The 21,622-nt window shown below is 71.6% G+C and carries 15 protein-coding genes; 14 read left to right on the forward strand and 1 reads right to left on the reverse strand.

From position 1 onward, the window contains the following. Positions 1–14 precede the first annotated feature (14 nt). The gene (locus tag BGO45_RS15505) at positions 15–611 is read right to left on the reverse strand and encodes a hypothetical protein (RefSeq protein WP_292695878.1); all 597 of its coding nucleotides are present in this window, start codon (positions 609–611) and stop codon (positions 15–17) included. A 127-nt stretch (positions 612–738) separates the two neighbouring features. On the opposite strand from BGO45_RS15505, the gene BGO45_RS15510 reads away from it, so the two are divergent. The 14 genes from BGO45_RS15510 to BGO45_RS15575 form a co-directional block, all read left to right on the forward strand. Beyond that, on the forward strand, positions 739–1,791 hold the full coding sequence (locus tag BGO45_RS15510) for an ABC transporter (RefSeq protein WP_292695880.1): 1,053 nt from the start codon (positions 739–741) through the stop codon (positions 1,789–1,791). Between the two features lie 11 nt (positions 1,792–1,802). Next, on the forward strand, positions 1,803–2,288 hold the full coding sequence (locus tag BGO45_RS15515; RefSeq protein WP_292695883.1) for a hypothetical protein: 486 nt from the start codon (positions 1,803–1,805) through the stop codon (positions 2,286–2,288). A gap of 53 nt (positions 2,289–2,341) precedes the next feature. Beyond that, positions 2,342–3,004 (forward strand): spermidine/putrescine ABC transporter substrate-binding protein, encoded by a 663-nt coding sequence (locus tag BGO45_RS15520; protein ID WP_076491382.1) that lies wholly within the window; start codon positions 2,342–2,344, stop codon positions 3,002–3,004. 101 nt (positions 3,005–3,105) lie between these two features. Next, complete coding sequence (locus BGO45_RS15525) at positions 3,106–4,242, forward strand: serine/threonine-protein kinase (RefSeq protein WP_292695887.1); 1,137 nt, start codon at positions 3,106–3,108, stop codon at positions 4,240–4,242. Further along, positions 4,239–10,205: an Ig-like domain-containing protein gene (locus BGO45_RS15530; RefSeq protein ID WP_292695888.1), complete on the forward strand. Its 5,967-nt coding sequence runs from the start codon at positions 4,239–4,241 to the stop codon at positions 10,203–10,205. The genes BGO45_RS15525 and BGO45_RS15530 overlap by 4 nt, the downstream gene beginning before the upstream one ends. Positions 10,206–10,233: 28 nt before the next feature. Beyond that, a complete protein-coding gene (locus tag BGO45_RS15535; protein WP_076491376.1) occupies positions 10,234–11,199 on the forward strand; it encodes a MoxR family ATPase in 966 nt (321 codons plus the stop codon). A gap of 44 nt (positions 11,200–11,243) precedes the next feature. Beyond that, a complete protein-coding gene (locus BGO45_RS15540; protein WP_366515013.1) occupies positions 11,244–12,620 on the forward strand; it encodes a DUF58 domain-containing protein in 1,377 nt (458 codons plus the stop codon). Then, positions 12,617–15,112 carry a transglutaminase domain-containing protein gene (locus tag BGO45_RS15545; protein WP_292695892.1) on the forward strand — a complete coding sequence of 832 codons (2,496 nt, stop codon included), beginning with the start codon at positions 12,617–12,619 and terminating at the stop codon, positions 15,110–15,112. Before BGO45_RS15540 ends, BGO45_RS15545 begins: the two co-directional genes overlap by 4 nt. Then, a complete protein-coding gene (locus BGO45_RS15550; RefSeq protein WP_292695894.1) occupies positions 15,109–16,542 on the forward strand; it encodes a DUF5684 domain-containing protein in 1,434 nt (477 codons plus the stop codon). The genes BGO45_RS15545 and BGO45_RS15550 overlap by 4 nt, the downstream gene beginning before the upstream one ends. Next, complete coding sequence (locus tag BGO45_RS15555; RefSeq protein WP_292695896.1) at positions 16,539–17,291, forward strand: hypothetical protein; 753 nt, start codon at positions 16,539–16,541, stop codon at positions 17,289–17,291. Before BGO45_RS15550 ends, BGO45_RS15555 begins: the two co-directional genes overlap by 4 nt. A gap of 295 nt (positions 17,292–17,586) precedes the next feature. Beyond that, the gene (gene rpsL / locus BGO45_RS15560; protein ID WP_013584051.1) at positions 17,587–17,955 is read left to right on the forward strand and encodes a 30S ribosomal protein S12; all 369 of its coding nucleotides are present in this window, start codon (positions 17,587–17,589) and stop codon (positions 17,953–17,955) included. Positions 17,956–17,960: 5 nt separating this feature from the next. Further along, positions 17,961–18,431, forward strand: coding sequence for a 30S ribosomal protein S7 (gene rpsG, locus BGO45_RS15565; RefSeq protein WP_022878284.1), 471 nt, complete (start codon positions 17,961–17,963; stop codon positions 18,429–18,431). Between the two features lie 87 nt (positions 18,432–18,518). Beyond that, the gene (gene fusA, locus BGO45_RS15570) at positions 18,519–20,633 is read left to right on the forward strand and encodes an elongation factor G (protein ID WP_292695922.1); all 2,115 of its coding nucleotides are present in this window, start codon (positions 18,519–18,521) and stop codon (positions 20,631–20,633) included. A gap of 160 nt (positions 20,634–20,793) precedes the next feature. Next, on the forward strand, positions 20,794–21,622 hold an 829-nt coding region (locus BGO45_RS15575; RefSeq protein ID WP_292695925.1), incomplete at its 3' end, for an elongation factor Tu.

A 21,622-nucleotide genomic window follows, 5' to 3' on the forward strand; every position in this document is an offset into this window, starting at 1 on the left:
CCGGGGGCGGGGCGTCAGCCGTAGATGGCGGAGATGATGCTCGCGGTGTACCCGGTGGGGGCGAGGTTGGAGTACTGGGTGTCGATGAGGACGTCGTCGCGCCAGAACAGTGTGCGGCCGTCGTTGACGGCGTAGGTGGCGTTGATCCAGGTCTTCTCGCAGCGCGTGCCGTCGTCGGGCGTGTAGCAGCTGAAGCCCTGCGTGTTGACGAGGTCGTTGAGCATGTCGAGCGCGGGACCGCGGTCGACGCGGGAGATGCGCGTGACGAGCCCGGTCGTGTCGGCGGCGGGGTCGCGCCAGACGCAGATGAGCGACCCGTCGGGTTGGACGCCGGATGCCCCGAGGGCCGGGTCGTTGAGGGGGATGGACCCGAGCTGCGACAGCACATCGGCGGTGAGGATCGCGCGGCAGTCGGTCGGGATCGCGGCCGGTGCCACGGTGGGCGTGATCGTCGGGATCGGCGTGCCGCTCGGAGTGTCGGAGGATGTCGGGGAAGCGGCGGTCGGCGGGGCCTCGGCGTCGCCCTGTTCGGGGGCGCAGGCGCTGAGCGCGAGCGCGGCGGCCACCGCGAGCACCGCGGCGAGGGCCGCTGCGGGGTGTCGACCGGTCATGTCGCCCACCCTAGGCGGACCCGCCGACACGGTCGAGACCGACACACGACGGCACGCCTGCGCCGTGCAGGCCGCGGCGGGGGTTAGCCTGGCGCCGCACCATATCTGCGCGCGTGAGGAGACCCCGATGAGCGACCCCCAGTCGTACGGCGACCCCGTCGACGAGCCCAAGGAAGAGGCGCACGACGTCGTCGGCCGTGCCCACGAGGGGCTCGCCGACGCCGAGGCCGCCCGCCGCGACGCGGTCGACCCGGAGGAAGCGGCCGCGGCCTGGAACGAGCGCGAGGGCGGCCACGACTCGGCGACGCCCGCGGCGACGACCACCGTGCACGACGCCTCGCCCGTCGAACCGCGCAGCCAGACTCCCGTATCGGCTCCCTCCGCGCACCGTTCGGTCGACCTCGACGACGAGGACGCCCGCTGGGCCGCCTACGCCGCGTCGGCCGAGCCCGAGGCCGGAACGACCCAGACCGCCGCCGCGACGACGGTCGAGCCCGCGCGCGACGAGCACCGCTCGGACGCCACCGTCCCGGCCGCGGGTGTCGTGGCCGCGGGGGCGGCGACGGCCGCCACGGCTCCCGCGTACGCGGACGAGACCCGCTCCGTCGGTGCCGCGCAGCCGATCTTCGTGCAGGCCCCGGAGGCTCCGCGTCCCCGCGGCAACCGCGGCGCGGCCGGCGCGATCGGTCTCCTGGCCACCCTCGTCTTCGCCATGCTCTACCTCGCCGCGACCCTCGGTCTCGGTCTGCTCGTCGGCACGGTCCAGACCGCCGATCTGGCGGATGCCGCACTGGCAGCCCTCACGACGTGGGGCCTGTGGGTGCCCACGGTGGCCTTCTTCGTGGGCTTCTGGTTCCTCGGCGCGATCATCAACCGGGGCGGCTGGGGCCACTGGGTGGTCTGGGGCCTCGTCGTCGGTGTCATCAGCTGGGGCGGCTACCTTCTGGGGGCGCTGTTCGCCGCGCCGTTCTGGATGCTCACGAACCGCGAGGGCATCGATCTGCTGCAGCAGAGCGTCCTCGCCCCGCTCGCGATCGTCGCCTTCGTCCTCGGCCGTGAGCTCACCGTCTGGTTCGGTGCCTGGGTCGCCCGCCGCGGTCGCCGTGTCACCGAGCTGAACGACGAGGCGCAGCGCGAGTACGAGCGCACGCTCGAAGCCGGGCCGCTCCTGGCCCGCTGAGACCGGATGCCATGACGGATACGCCGCGACCGGCGGGGGTGACCCCTCCGGTCGCCGTCGTTTTCGCGACGGTCGTCTTCCTCGCCCTGGCCATCGCCGGTCTCGGTGTGGTCGGCCTGCTGCTGGACGCGGATGTCATCCCGGTGACGGGTCTCGGGCCGTTGCCCGGTGTGGCGGGGATGCTCCTCGCGGCGACGCTGTTCGCGGGACTGCTGCGGTGGGGTCTGCGGACCGTCCCGCCGGGGTATCCGACCGCCGTGCCGTGCGCGCTGGGTGCGTATGTGGGCGAGACGGTGGGCATCGCGATCGGCGCGGCGGTCACCGGCGGTGACGTGGCGCGCGGTGTCGCCGCGGCGGGGGCCGTGGCGCTCGGGTGGCCGGGCGCGGTGGTCGCGACGTCGGCGGCCCTGGCCGGCGTGTTCGGCGTGCTGCTCGCGCGCACCCGCGGGGAGCGCCCGCACTGGCGGTGGGAGCGCGACGACGACGATGATCGTTGATCCGGGGCCGTGGCATCCTGCCGCTTCCGCGGCTTCCGGGCTAGCGTAGGAGCGTGGAGCGGTCGCTCGAGACCCAGGTCGGCCAGGCGGTGGACGCCTGGCTCGCCTGGCTGCCCCGGTGGGAGCCGGCGAACCATCGCGGTCGGGTCGCGCCGTGCCGTCGCTGCTTCGGTTCGCCCGTCCTGTCGGCGGCCGGGCTCGGGGCCGACGTCCCGCACGGCGTGCAGCACGGGCTGTCGACCCGGGTGAAGTCGATCGTCGATCACGCCGTCGCCGAGTACACGTCGCGGAACCTCCCGATGCTGCAGACCGAGCTCGACCAGCAGGCGGCGCGCAACCGTCGACGGTCGTACCGTCCGGCCGAGGGACTCGAGCCCGAGTTCGAAGGGATGCCGCTGGATCCGGAGCCCGAACCCGGTGCGCCGTTCCTCTTCACTCTGACGGGGCTGGCCGCCGAAGAGGATGCCGCGATCCCCGCGCTTCCCCCGCTGTCCGACGCCGCGAAGGCGGCTCTGCGGCAGGAGGTCGGCCTGGCCGACGACTACGCCAACATGATCGGTCGCGAGGTCTGCGCGGTACTGCTGCACCACCGGCTGCGGATCCAGGCGGCCGTCGCGGAGTATGTCGAGCCGCAGGTCGCGGCGATGCTGGATGATCTCTCCCGCTTCCTGGACGCCCCGTTCGATCCCCGCGACCCCGGGCCGTTGGCATCCTGAGCGCCCTCCACAAGTCCGCCGACCCGGTCAGGGGGCTTTGTTAGAGTTGCCGGGTTGTCCGCGCGAGGTGTGGCGGACGCGAGTTCCGGGGAGGGGGCACCATGCCGCAGCGCCTGCCCTCGTCACCCCCGATCCTGCCCGGGCTCGCCTACATCCGCCCGCTCGGTTCGGGTGGTTTCGCTGACGTCTTCCTCTACGGGCAGGACATGCCCCGTCGCGACGTCGCGGTGAAGGTGCTCCCGAGCGATGTGCGCGACCCCGATCTGCTCCGCATGTTCAACGCCGAGGCCGACGTCCTCGCGCACCTCTCGGCGCACCCCTCGATCGTCACGGTCTACCAGGCCGGGATCTCGGCCGACGGCCGACCCTACATCGTCATGGAATACTGCCCGGGGTCGCTCGCGCAGCGGTACCGCGTGGAACGGATGCCGGTGGCCGAGGTGCTCTCGATCGGCGTCCGCATGGCGGGTGCCCTCGAGTCGGCCCACCACGCCGGTCTCGTGCATCGCGACGTCAAACCCAGCAACATCCTGGTGACGACCTTCGGCGCCCCGGTCCTGGCCGACTTCGGCATCTCCTCCTCGCTCGTTCGCCAGGGGGCCGACGAGATGCTCGCGATGAGCGTGCCGTGGAGCGCGCCCGAGGTCATCGCCGAGCAGACGGCCGGCACGGTGTCCAGCGAGGTCTGGAGCCTGGGGGCGACCGTCTACTCGCTGCTGGCCGGACACAGCCCGTTCGAGCGCCGCGAGAAGGGGCAGAACTCGCGCGAGCAGCTGCGCCGCCGCATCGCCCGCGCGACGTACACCGAGATCGCCCGCACCGATGTCCCGCCCTCGCTGCAGGCGGTCCTCGCCCGCGCGATGGCGCGCAGCCCCGCCGACCGATTCGCCAGCGCGCGAGAGGTGGGGGAGGCGCTGCAGAAGGTGCAGTCCGAACTCGGGCTCCCCGCGTCGCCGCTCGAGGTGCCCGCGGCCGAGTGGGCCCCCGCGGCGCGCGCGGTCGACTTCTGCGACGGCGCGTTGCGCGGACCGACGCGATCCCACGTCGAGCGCCCGAGCGTCCGCAAGCATCGCGACGCGTCCGGGGTCGCCGGTCTCGCCCGTGACGAGGACACCGACATCTCCGCACCGACGCGTGCGGCCCACCGCCTTCTGCCGTGGGTGCTCGCCGGGGCCGCCCTGGTCGCCTCCGCCGCGATCGTCGTCGTCGCGCTGCTGGCCACCGGGGTCGTCCGATGAAGCGCCGGACCATCGCGGGGCTCACCTCGACGGTCGCCGCCGCCGTCCTCGTCATCACGGCCAGCATCGTCTGGCCGGGCCTCGACGCGCAGGAGACTCCCGAGGTCGACACCTCGGTCTGGGCGCTCCAGACCGGCGAGGGGCAGCGGTACGCCCGCGTGAACACCACGGTCGGCGAACTCGACACGGTGCGCACCGCGGGCAACCCGAGCCAGGTCGCACAGGGACCGGAGGGCGCCTACCTCTTCACCGACGGCTACAGCAAGATCGCGCGCATCGACGAGGCCCAGCCGGTCGATCTGCAGGAGGAGCAGCTGGATTCCGCTCCCGACACCCCGCCGGGCACGACCTCGGTCGTCACGGCGGGCGACTATGTCGTCTACCGCACCGACACCGGGGCCCTCTACGCGAGCCGGCTCAGCCGCGCCGGGCAGTCGGTCACCGAGCTCGACCCGTTCGGGACCGCGGGCGACGACGACGCGCGCTCGTACACGGCGGATGCCGTGGCCGTCGACGCGCGCGGCATGCTCTTCGCCTACTCGTCCGCGGACGGCTCGGTCATCCGATACGACATCGAGGCCGATGAGCTGAAGGGACGCGACGCGCTCCAGGTCGACGTCGCCTCCCCGGTGCTCACCGCTGCGGGGGACCAGTGGGTGCTCGTCGACGCCGACGCGGGGCGCGTGTGGGTCCGCGGCCACGACCCGGTCGACCTCGACACCACCGATCAGCTGATCGTCGGCGACCCCGATCCGCGCGGCGACGCCGTCTACCTCGCCGACGACCAGTCGCTGTGGAGCGTCCCCGTCGACGGGGGCGAACCGCGGCGCGAGGTCGGCGCGGGCGGCAACGTGCTCGGGCAGCCGGCCAAGCCCCTGGCGCACGACGGGGTCGCGTACGCCGCGTGGCTCCTCCCGGGCGACGCGCGCGGAACCCTGTGGCGGTCGGATGCCGGCGAGACGGACCTCTCCTACGGCGGCGCGACCATGCCCGACCAACGACGCCCGGTGTTCGTCGCGACTGAGCACGCCGTCATCCTCAACGAGACCCGGACGGGGTGGGTGTGGACCGTGCCGGACGGCGCGCTCCTCGCGTCGAGCCAGAGCTGGACGCTCGACGACCGCACCGAGGAGGCCGCGGTGCAGAGCGAGGAGCAGCTCAGCGTCGTCCTCGACCCGAAGCCGCCGATCGCCGAGCCCGACAGTTTCGGCGTGCGCCCCGGACGCCTGGTGACGTTGCCCGTGCTGCTGAACGACCACGACCCCAACGAAGACGTCCTGAGCATCGTGGGCGAGAGCGTGACGGGCCTCGACCCCGGTTTCGGCAGCCTGTCCGTGACCGACGACGGTCAGCGGCTCGCGGTGCGGGTCGCCCCGGATGCCACCGGCTCGGCGACGTTCTCGTACGCGGTGACCGACGGCACCACCGCCGACGGCCTCACCTCCGCGTCGACGACGGTGACGCTCGCGGTGTCGCCCGAGGGGTCCAACGCCGCCCCCGTCTGGTGCGGCGTCGAGAAGTGCCTGCAGCCCTGGCCCACGCCCGAGGTCGCGCGCGGCGGCACCATCACCGTCCCGGTCCTCCCCGGCTGGGTCGATCCCGACGGCGACCCGCTGCTGCTGCTGTCGGTCGACAATCCGGGCGGCGCGGGAAGCGTGGCATCCACTCCCGCCGGCGAGGTGGTGTACCAGCACGCCGACGACGGGTCCGGCGGGGAGCAGGTCGTCCAGCTCGACGTGACCGTGGCCGACACGCGCGGCGCGACGACGACGAAGCCGTTGGTCATCCGTGTCGCGCCCGACCCGGCGCTCGCGGTGCAGTCCTTCGCGGTCGTCGACACCGCCGGATCCGCGCTGACCGTCGACGTGGGCCCCCACGTGACCGGCACCGCGGGTGACGTGACGATCGGGTCGGTGCGCGTCCTGGACGACGCAGCCGCGACCGCGACGGTGGTCGGCGGCACGACGACGTTCGACTTCACGGCCGCGCAGCCGGGTGTCTACCGCGTCGACTTCACGGTCACCGGTTCCGGTCGGGATGCCACGGGCACCGCGCGCATCACACTGCTCCCGGCCGACGCGCCGGCGCAGCTGTCGACCGCTCCCGTCGTCGCCTTCGTGCGCCCCCAGGAGGACGCGACGCTCGACGTGTTCGCCGCGGTGTCCAATCCCACCGGGCGCGTGCTGCTCTTGAGCGATGTCGTCGCGTCGGCCGAGGAGGGCGCGTCCCTCACCGTGGACACGGTCGGTCAGAACGATCTCCGTGTCTCGGGGAGCACAGCCGAGGGCGGTCCGGGTCTCCTGGGGACCGTCGCCTACACCGTGAGCGACGGAACCGACGACGAGGGCTCCCGCATCGGCGGCGAGGCGACCGTCTATCTGCTCCCTCCGGCTCCCGAGATCGCGCCGATCGCGGTCGACGACAGCGTCACCGTGCGCGCCGGCACCCAGGCCGACATCCCCGTGCTCGACAACGACGTGTCCCCGGCCGGAGGTCGCCCGACCCTCGACCCGGCGTCCGTCCAGGCCAGCCCGTCCAGCGACGGACTGGCGTTCGCCTCCGGGGGCGTGCTGCGCTATCTCGCGCCCACGGCGCCGGGGTCGTACGAGGTGACCTACCGCGTGTACACGACGGGGTCGCCCTCGCTGTGGGACGAGGCGACCGTGCGGATCACGGTCCTCGGTCCCGAGGCCAACCGCGCCCCGGTCCCCGACACGCTGCAGGGGCGCGTCCTCAGCGGCGGTACGACGACCGTGCCGTTCCGCAGCTTCGGTGCCGACCCCGACGGCGACGCGGTCGTGCTCGATCGCATCGTGACGCAGCCCGACCGGGGCACCGCGTCGATCTCGGCGGACGGCTCCTCGATCGTGTACTCCTCCGTCGCCGGCGACCGGGGGCAGGTCTCCTTCCGCTATCGCGTGTCCGATCCGTCCGGCGCGACGGGCGAAGGCACGGTCCGCATCGGAGTCCTGGATGCCGAGGCCAACCCGAGCCCCATCACGTTCACCGACTACGTCCAGGTGCAGGCCGGCGCCGACAGCCGTATCCGGGTGAGCCCCCTCGCCAACGACATCGACCCCACGCAGGGACGTCTGAAGCTCACCGGCGTGCGCCCCGATCTCCCGGAGACGCTCGTCGACGGCAGTGACAACCCCGAGTACTCGCGTCTCGACGCGCTGGTCGAGAACGTCTCGGACACGGGGGTCGTGATCCGCGCCGGCGAGGCCCCCGCGACCATGTCGTTCCTCTACGACGTCGAGTCCGATTCGGGGAACACCGGCCGAGGGCTCATCGTGGTGAAGGTCGTGCGGGAGAGCGTGCCCGACTACCCGGTCGTGGCGGACACGGTGCTCACCGTCGAAGACCGCGAGCAGTTCGTCTCGGGCGTCGACGTGCTGGCCGGCCGCGCCACCTGGTCGGGCGGCGACGTCTCGGATCTGCGCGTGTCCCTGTGGGGCACCCCCGCGGGCGTCCGCATCGACGGGCGTCTGATCTCCGGCGATCTTCCCGCGACGCGTCGGGTCATCCCGTTCGCCGTGTCCGGCACGGTGGGGGGCGAGGAAGTGACCACCTACGCGTTCGTGCGCGTCCCGGGCGACGACGACCTGACCCTGGCGCTGCGACCCGGCTCCGCGCAGCGCGTCGACGAACTGGCATCCGTGGAGTTCGACATGGCGGCCCTCGTGGCCGTCCCGCGGCGGGCGACCCTCGAGGTCGGTCCCGACATCACGACCACGGGGGTGCGCCCCGAGGGGCGGTGCAGCGTCGCCGGCACGGTCGTCCGCTACGACGCGGGCACGGGTTCGCCCTGGACCGACGCCTGTCAGGTGCCGGTGCGCGTCGCCGGCACGGAGGAGTGGACGGTGCTGTCGGTGCCGATCGGGGTCGTGGCGCGCAATCCGCAGCCCGAACTGCGTCCCGGATCGCTCACGGTCGGACCGGGCGAGACGGCCACGTTCGACCTGCGGAACATGACCGGCTGGCAGCTGGGCCGCGAGGACTGGGCCGGCATCCGGTACGCCCTCGACTACTCGGGGTCGGCGTTCTCGTCCGTGACGCTCGACGGCTCGGTCGTCACCGTCACCGGTGCCGACCGCGCGGTCCCCGGCAGCGAGAACGCCGCGATCGTCTCGGTGACCAGCCACAACGCGGTGGCTCCCGCGCGACTCCTGCTGCGCGTCGGTGCGGCGCCCTCGACCCTGCCCCAGGGCGGAACGACGACGCTGCAGTGCTCGCAGGCGTCGGGGTCGAGCTGCACGATCGACGCCGTGGCGCTTCCGGGCGAGGTGAATCCGCTGCCGCGCACGCCGCTCGAGGTCGTGAGCGTGCGTCCCACCAGCGCGTGCGCGGGAGTCGGTTTCGACGTCGCGTCGTCGTCGGGCGTGCGGGCGTCGTGGACGGCCGACGCGCCGGGCGCGACGTGCGCGGCCAGCGTCACCCTCAAAGACGCCCAGGGCCGTTCGACCGCGGGAGCGCGCGACGCCCGCGTGGTCCTCGACCTCCAGGGGTTCCCCCGGGCGCCCGCGAGCGTGCGTCAGACGGCGTACGCCGACGGATCGCTCACGCTCCGCATCGACCCCGGCGAGGCCCGGCGGGCGTACCCGGCGCTCACCGGATTCCGGGTGCGCTTCGGCGGTGACGTGGTCGCCGAGTGCGGCCCCGACGGTTCGTGTCCCGCGATCGGCGCGCCCAACGGCGAGCAACGCGAGTACGTGGTCACCGCGGTGAACGACGTCGGTGAGTCGCGTGGCTCGGTGCGGACGAACGCGTGGGCGTACGACCCGCCGGCGCGGCCGGAGTCGGGCGATTTCACGCCGGTGGTCACGCGCGACGGAGCGGGCAATGTCGCCGATCTCGTGATCCGCGGGGTGGAGTCGTCCGAGACCGGTCAGCTCGAGATCCGCAGTGCCGCCGGAGAGACCCGGACCGTGAGCGTCGGGCGCAACCAGACCGATGTGCGGGTCGACGGATTCCAGGTCGGCAGCAACTCCGGCACCCAGATCACCGTCACCCCCACCTCGAGGTTCGACGTCCCCGCGGGTCTCGGCGGCTCGGCCCAGGGCGGGACGCTCACGTTCTCGGCGCACGGCGTCGGGGCGCCGATCGATCCGAACCTGACGCTGTCCTCCCGGTCGACCGGGGACGGCGTCTCGACGGTGGTCGCCGAGGGCACCGCAGGTCAGAACGGCACGGATTCCCAGCTGCGCTACGGAATCGTCGAGGGCGCCCTGTGTCGCGTCGGAGACGACGGGCCGCGTCGCGAGTTCCCGGGCAAGCTCGACGGCGTGGCCTACACGTTCACCCTCTGCGTCGAGTCGAGCTACGGCGGCCGGTCGTACGGCACGCGGTCGGTGACGCAGGAGATCCGGGTCGCACAGGACACCGCCGCCCCGCGCGGATACACCTTCCAGGTCGGAGCGAGGGCAGACGTGGGCACCGAGGACGGCCGCCCGGTGGCACGCTGGCGGATCTCGGGGATCACCGAGGGAACCCCGCCCCCGCGCTTCAACGACGTGAAGTACAGCAACTTCGACAACGACCGTTCCACGGTGTTCGGTGCCGACCCGAACATCGGCGTGTACTTCCAGCACCAGTTCTGGGGCACGACCTCCGAGACCGGGCGGGTCGCCCCCGCGTCCGGGAGCGCGCCGTACCAGGTGCAGGCCAGCACGCGCGTGGCATCCTGCGTCGCCGGCGAACGCCTGCAGGTGTCGTCGAGCTCGAGCAACGATCTGGCCGCGATGACGCTCGACCGGACGGCTGTGCGGTACATCGACGAGAACGGCAAGACGATCACTCCGCCCGAGGGCTCCGACCTCGTGCCGAAGGGTGCGGTGAAGGTCGAGAACGTCCAGGTCACGGTCGACTGGTCCGCGCGCGGCTGGGGTCTCGACACGGCCGTCCTCAAGACGAGCGGCACCTGCCAGCCCGGCGCCGACCCCGCCGACCCCACGAACCCCTGATCCCCCCCCGACAGAGAGACGCACCGCCATGACGATCACCCAGGAACAGGCGACCTGGTACGCCCAGACCTTCGCGCAGATCGCCGACAACGTCGAGCGCGCCGTCCTCGGCAAGCGGCATGTCGTCGAGCTCGTGCTCACGGCGATGCTCAGCGACGGGCACGTGCTGCTCGAGGACGTCCCGGGAACGGGCAAGACCTCGCTCGCCCGCGCGGTCGCGCAGTCCGTGCAGGGCACGAACACCCGCATCCAGTTCACCCCCGACCTGCTGCCGGGCGACATCACCGGCATCACGGTGTACGACCAGAAGACGGGCACGTTCGAGTTCCACGCGGGCCCGATCTTCGCGAACATCGTCCTGGCCGACGAGATCAACCGAGCGAGCCCGAAGACGCAGTCCGCGCTTCTCGAGGTCATGGAGGAGGGTCGGGTCACGATCGACGGCGTCTCGCGCGAAGTGGGCGTGCCGTTCCTGGTGCTCGCCACCCAGAACCCCGTCGAGCAGGCGGGCACGTACCGGCTCCCCGAGGCGCAGCTCGACCGTTTCCTGCTGCGCACCTCGCTCGGCTACCCCGACCACGCCGCCACGGTCCGCATCCTGGACGGCGCTCCCGTCGCGACCGCGGACCTGCGCCCGATCATCACCCCGCAGGCCCTCGTCGGCATGGCCGATCTCGCCGCGAGCGTCTACGTCGACGCGCTCGTGCTCGACTACATCGCGCGGATCGTGGATGCCACCCGCTCGGCCGACGAGGTCCGCCTCGGGGTCAGCATCCGCGGCGCGCTCGCGCTGACGCGGGCGACGCGGGCGCGCGCGGCGGCCCAGGGGCGGACGTACGCCACCCCGGACGACGTGAAGGCACTCGCCGTGGCCGTGCTCTCGCACCGCCTGATCCTGCACCCCGAGGCGGAGTTCGACGGTGTGACGCAGGAGGCCGTCGTCGGGCAGGTGCTGCTGGACACGGTTCCCCCGACGCAGCGCGAGAGCGCCTGACCCGTGCGCCCGCGCCCGTTCCTCCGCCCGCGAGGGGTGACGTCGTGCCCGACGTGAACCTGACCGAATCGCGGCTGACGCGTACGTCCGCCGGCACGATGGGCACGGGCTCGCGCACCTCGATCACCTCCACGTCGACCCGTCGCACCCGTCGGCTGGTGCGCGCGGCGGTCCGCGCCGCCGAGGTGTGGCGCACGGTCGTGGACGCCGGGGCGACGGCGGTGCGATGGGCGGGTCGCACGGTGCGTCCGGCGGGCGCCGTCGTGGCGGTCGCGGCGACCGCGGGTCTGGCGCTGGGCCTCGTCTTCGGCTGGGTGGAATGGATGGTCGCCGGGTCCGTCGCGCTGCTGCTGCTGCTCATGAGCGTCCCGTTCCTCTTCGGGGCGCGGGCGTACGACGTCGACCTCTCCCTCACCCACGAGCGGGTCGTCGCCGGGCAGGGCGTCACCGGTGAGATCGCCGTGCGGAACGACAGCGGAAGGCCGGCGCTCCCCGGGCGCCTGGACATCCCCGTCGGTCGGGGGCTGGTTGAGTTCGCCGTCCCGCTGCTGCGGCCCGGGCACGGCGTGACCGAACCGCTGGAGATCCCGCCGCTTCCCCGCGGGGTGGTGCGCATCGGCCCCGTCACGACGGTGCGCAGCGACCCGGTGGGTCTGCTGCGCCGCGAGCACGCGTTCGACGACGTGCACGATCTCCACGTGCACCCGCGCACCGTGGGGCTTCCCTCCACGAGCGCCGGCCTGATCCGCGACCTCGAGGGCAACGCCACCCGGCGGCTCGTCGACGCCGACATGTCGTTCCACGCGATCCGCGAATACGTTCCCGGCGATTCCCGGCGCCAGGTGCACTGGAAGTCGACGGCCAAGACGGGCCGATTGATGGTGCGCCAGTACGAGGAGTCGCGCCGCTCGCGGATGGCGGTCGTGCTCGCCGCGGCCACGCAGGAGTACGCGGATGCCGACGAGTACGAGCTGGCCGTCTCGGCCGCCGCCTCGCTGGGCCTGCGCGCCGTCCGCGATGCGCGGGACATCGACGTGGTGACCGGGACCGAGATCCCGCGGGTCGTGCAGGGGCGTCTGCGCGCCATCCGACACGTCCCCACGGTGACGCCGCGCGCGATGCTCGACGGTTTCAGCGCGATCGCCCACCACGAGAACACGATGCCGGTCGAGGACGTCTGCCGACTGGCATCCGAGGCGAACGAGAGACTGTCCATCGCGTTCGTGGTCGTCGGCTCGGCCGTGTCCGTCGGGCGGCTGCGCCAGGCGGCACTCGCCTTCCCCGCCGACACCGCGGTCGCCGCCGTCGTGTGCGACGAACGGGCGCACCCGCGCATGCGCAGCATCGCGGGGCTCACGGTCCTGACGATCGGGACGCTCGACGATCTCGCGGGTCTGCTCGTGCGGGGGGCGACCTCGTGAGCGCGCCGACGCGCCGCGTGGATCCGGCCCGACGCGTGCGCGTCCTCGCGGCCCTGGTGTTCACGGCCGTGTCCGCCGTCCTCGCGACCGTCGCGGCGTGGCCGGTGTACGCCTCGCCCTCGCTGCTCGTCCTCGTGGTGGTCGCGGTACCGGTGTCGGTCGGGCTCGTGGGGCTGAGTGCGTGGCGCCGGTGGGGTGGATGGGCCACCGCCGCCCTGATCGCCGGGGCGTTCGCCGTGCTCGCGGTGCCGCTCGCCGTGCCGTCGCGTCTGGGCGGCCCCCTCGAGATCCTCCGCGGGCTCGGCGAGGCGTTCGCCGGCGTCGTGCTGGGGTGGAAGGACCTCGTCACCGTCGAACTTCCGGTCGGCGACTACCGCAACCTGTTGGTGCCGGCCCTCCTGGTCTTCCTGGTGGGGGCGGCGGCGACCCTCGGGCTCGCGCTCCGCGCCGATCGGCTCGCCCCGATCGCCGTCGTGAGCGGCCTCGCGATGAGCGGATTCGGACTGTTCTTCGGCCGCACGTCGACGAGTGCCCCCCTGACGATCGGTCCGCTGGCGCTCGCGGCGCCCGTCGAGACGGGTGTCGGAGTGGCGGCCGTCCTCTCGGCGGTGCTGTGGCTCGCGTGGCGCACGCGCGACGAGCGCGTGCGCGCGCTCCGCCGTGCGAGTGAGAGCGGTGCGGTCGCGCAGCCTCGCCGTCGGTCGCGCACCGATCGGCGGCGTGCGGCACTGGGCGCGGGGATGGTCGTCGTCGCCGTCGTGGCCGCAGTAGCGGTCGTGCCCTGGGCGGCGAGGGATGCCGATCGCCGCGTGCTGCGATCGGCGGCGGGGCCCGAGCGGCAGATCGCCGAGGCCGTGAGCCCGCTGTCGGAGTACCGGGCGATGTTCTCCGACGCCCGCGACGAGGACGTGCTGTTCCGCGTCGACAGCACCGGCACCGCGCCCGAGCGTATCCGGGTGGCGACCCTGGACATGTACGACGGTGAGGTCTATCGATCCTCCGGGGCGCGGCAGGGCGCATTCGTGCGGGTTCCGGCGAGCCTGCCGGCCGGCGCCGGCCGTGCGGTGGAGGCCGACATCCGGATCGACGACCTCGGCGGGATCTGGATGCCGACCGCCGGGGGACTCGTCTCGGCGACGTTCGAGGGCGACCGCCGCAACGCGCTCGCCGACCGCTTCTACTACAGCGCGGATGCCGAGGCCGGTGTGCAGATCGCCGACGGAGGGCTGCTCCCGGGCGACGCGTACGAGATCTCCGCGGTGGAGCCGACCGACGTCGATCCCGCGACGTTCACGGCGTCCGGGGTCGACGATGGCGTCACCGGGGGCGAGAATCTCCGGCGATGGGTCGACGAGCACGCCACGGGCGATTCGGGGGCGGATCTGGTGGCGCTGGTCCGCCTCCTCCGCGATCGCGGCTACCTGAGCCACGGGCTCGCTCCCGCCGCGGGCGCACCGCTGCCGAAATGGACGACGGACCTCGCCGGCTACCAGTTGCAGCCCAGCGCGTCGGGGCACTCGCTGGCCCGTATCGAGACGATGTTCCAGCGACTGCTCGAACGCGAGGACGACCCGCGCGCGCAGTCGACCGGCAACTACGTCGCCGCGGTCGGGGACGACGAGCAGTTCGCCGTGGCCGTTGCGCTCATCGCGGGGGAGCTCGGCTATCCCGCGCGCGTCGTGGTCGGCACGCGGCTGAGCTCGAGCGATCCCGGGGTGGCGACGTGCGAGGCCGGCGAGTGCCGTGCACGCGACCTGAGCGCCTGGACCGAGGTGCGCGACGTCGACGGGCGTTGGGCGGCGATCGACGTGACCCCGCAGTGGGAACTGTCCCCCAGTCTCGAGGTGACGCAGCAGCGCGACCCCGAGAACGTCACCGAGGTGCGCCCCGACACCGTCGACGAGGTCGTTCCTCCCGACCCCGTGCAGGAGGACAACGCCCTCACCGACGACGCCCAGGACGACGACGGGCTCGATCTCGCGTGGTTGTGGCCGATCCTGCGGATCGCCGGGATCGGGCTTCTGGTCGTCCTGGTCCTGTTCGGTCCCTTCCTCGCCGTCGTGGTGGCCAAGGCCCTTCGACGTCGCAGCCGTCGCCGCGACCCGGATCCGCGGGTGTCGATCTCCGGCGGGTGGGACGAATACGTGGATGCCGGAGTGGATGCCGGCCGCGATCCGCTACGGTCCTCGACCCGCCGCGAGGTGGCCGAAGCCTTCGCCACGCCGTCGGGGCTGCGCCTCGCCGATGAGGCGGACCGCGCCGTCTTCTCGTCGCGCACCGTGACCGCCGACGAGGCGGAGGACTTCTGGCGCATCGTCGAGGAGGATCGCCGCGTGCTGACGCGTCAGCGCGGCTGGTGGCGCCGCGTCCGCGCGGCCGTATCGTTGAGATCGTTCCTGCGGTTCTTCGCCCCGAGCCCGATGCGCCGACGGCCGCCGCACCGCGACGAGAGGGGGAAGCGCCCGCCCGCCGGGCGGCGCGAGACGAGATGAACGATTCCACGGGTGTGATCCTGGGGGCGCTGACGCTGCTCCTCTTCGTGATCCTGTACGTCTGGTACTCGCTGGCTCTGGCCGCCGTCTTCGCGAAGACGGGGGAGTCGACGTGGAAGGCGTGGGTGCCGTTCGTCAACCTGGGGGCGGTACTGAAGCTCGGCGGGTTCTCGCCGTGGCTCGTCCTGCTGATCCTCATCCCGTTCTTCGGTGCGCTGGCGTTCGCGGTGGTCTTCATCGTGGCGGTGCATCGCGTCAACCGTGGTTTCGACCGCGGCGCGGGGATGACCGTCCTCGGGGCGCTTGTGACCGTGGTGTGGGCGAGCATCCTGGGATTCGGCTCCGCGCGGTGGACGGGGGCGGCCCCGGGGGTGCGCCGGTCCGGTGGCGTCGACGAGAACTCCGCCCCGGTGCGTCGCGGCCAGGACTTCGCCGGTCCCTACGTCCCGCTCGTGGGCGGATGGACGCCCGCACCTCCGGCGACCGCGGATGCCGCGGAGCGAGAGGACGCGCCGGTCGCGCAGCCGATGTCCGAGCCGATCGCGCTGCCGTTCTCCGCCGTCTCCCCGTCGCTCGCCGATGCGCCGCCGCCGCCCACGGACTGGACGCCCCCGACGCTCCCCGGGGCACCCGCGTTCGCGCCGCCGGCCGCCGCGGCCGAGCCGTCGGACGTCCCGCGGGCCCACGATCCCGAGGACGCCCGCGCCTCGGTGTCCGAGGCGCTCGCGGCTCTGCGCGCTCCGGCCGAGGGACAGGACGCAGCCGTCGAAGGTCGGTCAGACGACCCCGAGCCGTGGCGCGCTCCGGCGGCTGCGGCCGTCGAGACCGACGCGATCGCGGACGAGCCGCTCACTCGCCCGGCTCCGGTCGACGTCCCCGTGTCCGCCGTGCCCGCGCCGACGGACGGGGGGCCGGGCGAGGAGTTCCCCGAGCTCTCGGAGGCGGTGTCCGCCGTCCCGGACGCCCCCCACGCGGGGGCACCGAGATCGGCGCGCACGTCGGTGTCGGCGCTGTACACGCAGCCGGAGTTCCCCGCGGAGCCCGACGACGCGGACTTCGACGCCCTCGACCGCACCGTGGTCACCCGGCGCCGTCGGATCCCGTGGGCCCTGGTGCCGCCGAACGGCGTCCCGGTCGACCTGACCTCCGACGTGGTGATCCTGGGACGTCGACCCAGCCCGGACGCGACCCACCCCGACGCGCAGCTCGTGCCGATCGTCGACGAGACCCGCACCGTCTCGAAGACGCATGCGCGCCTTCAGCTGCGCGGTGAGACCTGGTTCGTCACCGACCTCGACTCCACCAACGGCGTGCTGTTCGCCACGCTCATGGGGACCGAGGTCGAGGCGCCTCCCGGCGAGGAGATCGAGGCGGGCGAGCGGTTCTTCCTCGGTGACGCGGAGGTGCGCCTGACGAGGAGGGAACCGTGAGCGGGCCCTACGACGTCCCCGACGATCCGGACGAGGTCACCCTCTGGGCGGGCCGGCTGCGCGCCTGGCCGACCCCGCCCGCCCCCGAGGACCCGGACGACATCGACGGCGACACCGCGATCTCGTCCCGGCCCGCGGTCGTAGACGACACGGTCCGCGTCGTCCGCGATGCTCCCGTCGACGACACCGTCCGCGTGGAGCGTGAGGAACCGACCGACGACACGGTCCGTGTGCGGCGCGATCGGCCGGACGCCGACCGCGGACCCGGACCGGCGGACGCCCCTGCCGACGAGACCGTCCGGGTGACGCGAGATCGGTCCGAGCCCGCGGATGCTCCGCCGGTCGACGAGACCACCGCCCCCGGTCGGCGGCGCGGCGACGGCCCCTCACCGGCCACCCCCGTGGACGCCGATGACGAGGCCCGCACCGGCGACACCGCCGCGGGCACGCGGCGTGCCCGCTCCCGCGGGCGCCTCGAGGCGCTCGACATCCCCTCGGGCGATCCCGTGCCGGCGCCCCGTCGAGCGCGCGTGCCCGACGCCGATCACGCGCTGTACCGTCCGCGTGCGGACGAGGCGATCCGCGTCACCCGGGCCGTGCCGCCCGCACGTCCGATCGATGCGCCGGATGCCGCCGTGGTGCGGCCGCGCACGGCGCGAAGGGCTCGGATCCGTGGCGTGATCCTCGCCGCCGCGGTCCTCGTGGTGGTCGCCGGGGCGACGATCACGCTGTTCCTGCTGATGGGCTGAGCATCGCGCAGCGCACGTTTGCCCGCATCCTCCCGGACGCGTATCATTGAGCGGGTGTGCGTTCACGCGCGCCGTGCGTCATGCCTTCGGGTCCGCTGCACGGAACAACGCTCGCACCATCTCAGGGAAGGGCCTGCGAACAGGTCACCCCCACGGCATATCCACCACAATCGCGCCCGATCATTCTGGCGCGCGGTGGATCACACGTGAGCCCGACACGTCACGAATCGCAAGATCCGCGCCGAGTCGGGGGAGACACGACGCTGTCACCGTGCAGCACAAACAAGGAGAGAACGTGCCAACCATTCAGCAGTTGGTTCGCAAGGGCCGCTCGCCGAAGGTCTCGAAGACCAAGGCTCCCGCGCTGAAGTCGAACCCCCAGCAGGCCGGCGTGTGCACCCGCGTGTACACGACGACCCCCAAGAAGCCGAACTCGGCGATGCGCAAGGTCGCCCGCGTGAAGCTGCGCAACGGCACCGAGGTCACGGCCTACATCCCCGGTGAGGGCCACAACCTGCAGGAGCACTCGCTCGTGCTCGTCCGCGGTGGTCGTGTGAAGGACCTCCCCGGTGTCCGTTACAAGATCGTCCGCGGTGCGCTCGACACCCAGGCTGTCAAGAACCGTAAGCAGGCTCGTAGCCGCTACGGCGCGAAGAAGGGCTGAGAACCATGCCTCGTAAGGGTCCCGCCCCGAAGCGTCCCGTCGTCAACGACCCGGTGTACGGCGCTCCCGTCGTCACGCAGCTGGTCAACAAGATCCTCGTCGACGGCAAGAAGTCGCTGGCCGAGTCGATCGTCTACGACGCCCTCCGTGGTGTCGAGGCGAAGAACAGCCAGGACGCCGTCGCCACCCTGAAGAAGGCGCTCGACAACGTGCGCCCCACCCTCGAGGTCAAGAGCCGCCGCGTCGGTGGCTCGACCTACCAGGTTCCGGTCGAGGTCAAGCCGCACCGCGCGAACACCCTCGCGCTGCGCTGGCTCGTGAGCTACGCCAAGGGTCGTCGTGAGAAGACGATGACCGAGCGTCTGCAGAACGAGATCCTCGACGCCTCGAACGGCCTCGGTGCCGCGGTCAAGCGCCGTGAAGACACCCACAAGATGGCCGAGTCGAACCGCGCCTTCGCGCACTACCGCTGGTAACACCCGCGGAGGGGCCGTGACCGAACCCCGGTCGCGGTCCCTCCGAAGGGCCCGGCATCAACCTCCCAACAGGTAAGGAAGACCCCCGTGGCACAAGACGTGCTCACCGACCTCCACAAGGTCCGCAACATCGGCATCATGGCGCACATCGATGCCGGCAAGACGACGACGACCGAGCGCATCCTGTTCTACACGGGCGTCAACCACAAGATCGGTGAGACGCACGATGGTGCGGCCACCACCGACTGGATGGAGCAGGAGCAGGAGCGTGGCATCACGATCACCTCCGCCGCCGTCACCTGCTTCTGGGACAAGAACCAGATCAACATCATCGACACCCCCGGACACGTCGACTTCACGGTCGAGGTCGAGCGTTCGCTGCGCGTGCTCGACGGTGCCGTCGCCGTCTTCGACGGCAAGGAGGGCGTCGAGCCCCAGTCCGAGACGGTGTGGCGTCAGGCCGACAAGTACGACGTCCCCCGTATCTGCTTCGTCAACAAGATGGACAAGCTGGGCGCGGACTTCTACTTCACGGTCGACACCATCGTGAACCGACTGAAGGCCAAGCCCCTCGTCATCCAGCTCCCCATCGGTGCCGAGAACGACTTCGTCGGCGTCATCGACCTCGTCGAGATGCGCGCACTGGTGTGGCCCGGTGACGCCAAGGGTGACGTGACCATGGGTGCGAAGTACGAGATCCAGGAGATCCCGGCCGACCTCGCCGACAAGGCCGCCGAGTACCGCCACAAGCTGCTCGAGACCGTCGCCGAGTCCGACGACGCGCTGCTCGAGAAGTACTTCGGTGGCGAGGAGCTCACGGTCGCCGAGATCAAGGGTGCGATCCGCAAGCTGACCATCGCGTCCGAGCTCTACCCCGTGCTCTGCGGTTCGGCCTTCAAGAACCGCGGTGTCCAGCCGATGCTCGACGCGGTCGTCGACTACCTCCCCTCGCCCCTGGACGTGCCGGCCATCGAGGCCCACGACCCCAAGGACGAAGAGGTCGTCATCGAGCGCCACGCCGACCGCGAGGAGCCCTTCGCGGCCCTGGCGTTCAAGATCGTGACGCACCCGTTCTTCGGTCGCCTCACCTACATCCGCGTCTACTCGGGTCACCTCGACTCCGGTGCCCAGGTCGTCAACGCGACCAAGGGCAAGAAGGAGCGCATCGGGAAGATCTTCCAGATGCACGCCAACAAGGAGATGCCGGTCGACTCCGTGACCGCCGGTCACATCTACGCCGTCATCGGTCTGAAGGACACCACGACCGGTGACACCCTGAGCGACCCGTCGAACCAGGTCGTCCTCGAGTCGATGACGTTCCCGGAGCCGGTCATCGAGGTCGCGATCGAGCCCAAGACCAAGGCCGACCAGGAGAAGCTGGGTGTCGCCATCCAGAAGCTCGCCGAGGAAGACCCGACGTTCCGCGTCGAGCAGAACTCGGAGACCGGTCAGACCGTCATCAAGGGCATGGGCGAGCTGCACCTCGACATCCTCGTGGACCGCATGAAGCGCGAGTTCAAGGTCGAGGCCAACGTCGGCAAGCCCCAGGTGGCGTACCGCGAGACGATCCGCAAGTCGGTCGACCGTCACGACTACACCCACAAGAAGCAGACCGGTGGTTCGGGTCAGTTCGCGAAGATCCAGTTCGCGCTCGAGCCCCTCGAGGTCACGGCCGACAAGACCTACGAGTTCGAGAACAAGGTCACCGGTGGTCGTATCCCGCGCGAGTACATCGCGCCGACCGACCAGGGCTTCCAGGACGCCATGAACGTCGGTGTCCTCGCCGGCTACCCCATGGTGGGCGTCAAGGCGATCCTGCTCGACGGTGCCTCGCACGATGTCGACTCGTCCGAAATGGCGTTCAAGATCGCCGGTTCGATGGGCTTCAAGGAGGCCGTCCGCAAGGCGAACCCCACCATCCTCGAGCCGATCATGGCCGTCGAGGTGCGTACTCCCGAGGAGTACATGGGCGACGTCATCGGCGACCTGAACTCGCGTCGTGGCCAGATCCAGTCGATGGAGGACGCGGCCGGCGTGAAGGTCGTCCGCGCCAACGTCCCGCTCTCGGAGATGTTCGGCTACATCGGTGACCTGCGCTCGAAGACCTCGGGTCGTGCGGTCTACTCGATGGAGTTCGACAGCTACGCCGACGTGCCGAAGGCCGTCGCCGACGAGATCATCCAGAAGAACAAGGGCGAGTAACACCGCTCTCGTGGATGCCGGGGGCCCGCGCCCCGGCCGGGTTCCCGGCATCCGCTCAAACTCAATACCGACTCTCTAGTAACCTGAGAACCATCCCCGTAGAGAACCGGTCGCAATCCAGCGCCCGTCACTCTGCATTGAACGTCCTGAGGAGGACCCAGTGGCTAAGGCCAAGTTCGAGCGGACCAAGCCGCACGTGAACATCGGAACGATCGGTCACGTCGACCACGGCAAGACCACGCTCACCGCTGCCATCTCGAAGGTGCTCGCCGACAAGTTCCCGTCGGCCACCAACGTCCAGCGTGACTTCGCGTCGATCGACTCGGCGCCGGAAGAGCGTCAGCGCGGTATCACCATCAACATCTCGCACGTCGAGTACGAGACCCCGAAGCGTCACTACGCTCACGTCGACGCGCCCGGTCACGCCGACTACATCAAGAACATGATCACCGGTGCCGCTCAGATGGACGGCGCGATCCTCGTGGTCGCCGCCACCGACGGCCCGATGGCTCAGACCCGTGAGCACGTTCTGCTCGCCAAGCAGGTCGGCGTGCCCTACCTGCTCGTCGCGCTGAACAAGAGCGACATGGTCGACGACGAGGAGATCCTGGAGCTCGTCGAGCTCGAGGTTCGCGAGCTCCTGTCCTCGCAGGACTTCGACGGCGACAACGCCCCCGTCGTGCGCGTCTCGGGCCTCAAGGCTCTCGAGGGCGACGAGCAGTGGGTCAACTCGATCGTCGAGCTCATGGAGGCCGTCGACGAGTCCATCCCCGACCCGGTGCGTGACAAGGACAAGCCGTTCCTCATGCCCATCGAGGACGTCTTCACCATCACCGGTCGTGGAACGGTCGTCACGGGTCGCGCCGAGCGCGGCACCCTCGCGATCAACTCCGAGGTCGAGATCGTCGGCATCCGCCCGACGCAGAAGACCACGGTCACGGGTATCGAGATGTTCCACAAGCAGCTCGACGAGGCCTGGGCCGGCGAGA

The organism is Microbacterium sp. 71-36, assembly GCF_001898305.1.
GTDB lineage: Bacteria > Actinomycetota > Actinomycetes > Actinomycetales > Microbacteriaceae > Microbacterium.